Source organism: Phyllobacterium sp. SB3 (genome assembly GCF_040009165.1).
Taxonomy (GTDB): domain Bacteria; phylum Pseudomonadota; class Alphaproteobacteria; order Rhizobiales; family Rhizobiaceae; genus Phyllobacterium.
Genome location: NZ_JBDYKI010000021.1, coordinates 1 through 2,558 on the forward strand (window position 1 = coordinate 1; position 2,558 = coordinate 2,558).

Genomic DNA, 2,558 nt, shown 5'->3' on the forward strand with positions numbered 1-2,558 from the left:
ATGCAGAGCGTTTTTAGCGTGGCGTCGCGGATATTGACGTCGACGAGCGCGCGAAGACTGATGGCGACGGTGCGCTAAAAACGTGTTGGGCTAAGCCGCGGGCGCGCGTGGGGTTCTATGGGTATTGAATGGTGGCCATCGCAGGAAAAGGCATCGCGCGACGGTGTTGACGCGGCAGCTGCGGGGCGCGGGGACGAAAGCAGTGCGGATTCCGGTTTCGAAAGAGGTGGCGATTGCCTCCGTGAGCTCTGGGAAGGCACTGGTGGCAAGCACCGGCGCATACTTTCGCGGGACCGGCGCGGTTTGTCGGCCGAACGGGGCGATGGCGACGATGAACGTGCTGCGCTTCTTCATGACGTATCCCAGTATGACGTGGGTCCGGTGACGCCGTCGAAGGTTTCGATAGTGATCATCTGCCCTTGACGACAGGCCGGGCATTGCCTGAGGGAGTGCCCGGTGAGCTCCTCGTAGCGGTCGCGGTACTCCTTCGGAGCTCGGCTGCCCGACGGCTCGGGAACTGGCATGCCGAGCAGGTCGCGGCAATGGGCAAGCTTTTGTTGGCGGTAGCGATTGCCGAGGAAACCGTAATAGCGGATACGATGGAAGCCCTCGGGCAGGACGTGCAACAGAAAGCGGCGGATGAACTCATCGGCCGACACGGTCATGACCTTTTGCCGATCGCCGTGCCGATAATCCTTCCAACGGAAACGCACGGCGCCATCCTCGATATCGATGAGGCGGTTGTTGGAGATGGCGACGCGGTGCGTATAACGGCCGACGTAATCGAGCACCTGTTCGGGTCCGGCGAAGGGTGGCTTGGCGTAGACCACCCACTCGGCCTTACGAAGTGGCGTTAGATAGCGCCGGAAGGCGTTGCGTTCGCTCAGGACCCGCAAGTCAGAAAAGAACTGCAACTTGCCGGCGTTGAAGGCTTTCTCCAGGTGATCCAGAAACAATCGTCGGAACAGGCGTGAGAGCACGCGAACCGGCAGGAAGAAACCGGGCTTGCAAGCAACCCATCGTGTGCCGTCCGGCGAGAACCCGCCACCAGGGACGACACAGTGCAGGTGGGGATGGTGCAGCAGATTTTGCCCCCAGGTGTGCAGAACGGCAAAGAAACCGATCTCGGCGCCGAGATGCTTGGGGTCGGCAGCGATGGTGCGCAGCGTCTCGGCGGTGGCGCGGAACAGCAGGCCGTAGACGAGCGCCTTGTTCTGATAGGCGATGGCGGCAATGGGCTCCGGCAGTGTGAAGACGACGTGGAAGTACTGTGTGTCGAGAAGCTCGGCGCGACGATCCTCCAACCATTGCGCACGGGCCAGCGATTGGCAGCGGGGACAATGCCTGTCACGGCAGCTGTTGAAGGCGATGCGCCGGTGGCCGCATTGATCGCACGCTTCGACGTGCCCACCGAGCGCGGCGGTCCGGCACAATTCGATCGCCGTCATGACGCGGCGTTGAGCGGTCGACAGCGATGCGTGCTGGGCACGATGGGCCTCGCCGTAGCGACGGAATATATCCGCCACTTCCGGCCCCGAACGGGGCATTGGCGCGAGCTCAGAAGTACTCAGGCTTGGCGGGCGGCGGCAAGGGGGGCGCTGGACGTGGCAAGAGCTCGAAGGGGCTCGAGGTGGCGCAGACCTTGTTGGTGGCGATGCGCAGGTAATGGGCGGTGGTCGCGAGGCTGCGGTGACCGAGCAGCAGCTGAATGGTGCGCACGTCGGCACCGGCCTCCAGGAGATGGACGGCGAAGGCGTGCCGCAAACTGTGCGGCGTCACCGGTTTGGACAAGCCGGAGAGATCGTGCGCTTTCGCGCAGGCTTGTCCAACTGCATCCCGGGTGATCGGGTGACCGGCGCGATCGCCGGGGAAGAGCCACTCCTTTGGCCGCCGCATCCTCCAGTAATCGCGCAGGATCTCGAGGAGCTTGGGCGACAGCATCACATAGCGGTCCTTCTGGCCTTTGCCCTGTTCGACACGGACGACCATTCTCTGGCTGTCGATGTCAGTCGTCTTCAGATGCACTGCTTCCGAAATGCGTAGGCCCGCGGCATAGCAGGTGGTCAGGATCGCGTGGTGTTTGAGATTGCGCACGCAGCCAAGAAAGTGCTGCACTTCATCCGGGCTCAGGATGATTGGCAGTTTCTGCGGCTTCCTGGGGAGCGGCAGGACCTCTTCTGGCGCCCAATCCCTTTCGAGCGTCACATTGAAGAGAAAGCGCAACGCCGAAATAGCAATGTGGATCGATCCTGGCATCAGCTTCTTCTCGTTGACGAGATAGACCTGATAGGTCCGGACATCCTCGCGGCCGAGCAAGTCCGGCGACTTGCTGAAGTATCGCGCAAACAGCGACACCTGTTGCAGATACGAGAGTTGGGTATTGGGCGAGAAATTGCGCACCTGCATGTCCTCGCTCATGCGCTGGCGAAGTGGGGTCATGACGAGCTCCTCTGTCTGATGGAATGGGCTACAAACAGCCGTCCCATCCTCGCGCAGTTGGGGCTCCTACTGAAGACATGACCTCCTTGCCGCTCCGGCGTAGCCGAGCGGGTTAGTCC

2 protein-coding genes are annotated in these 2,558 nt (G+C 62.0%); both read right to left on the reverse strand.

What is annotated here, in order from left to right; genetic code table 11:
- Positions 1-350: 350 nt before the first annotated feature.
- Positions 351-1,547 carry an IS91 family transposase gene (locus tag ABKW30_RS29175; RefSeq protein WP_348602475.1) on the reverse strand — a complete coding sequence of 399 codons (1,197 nt, stop codon included), beginning with the start codon at positions 1,545-1,547 and terminating at the stop codon, positions 351-353.
- A gap of 10 nt (positions 1,548-1,557) precedes the next feature.
- Entirely contained in the window at positions 1,558-2,439 is an 882-nt protein-coding gene (locus ABKW30_RS29180) for a tyrosine-type recombinase/integrase (protein WP_348602476.1), read from the reverse strand.
- Positions 2,440-2,558 lie beyond the last annotated feature (119 nt).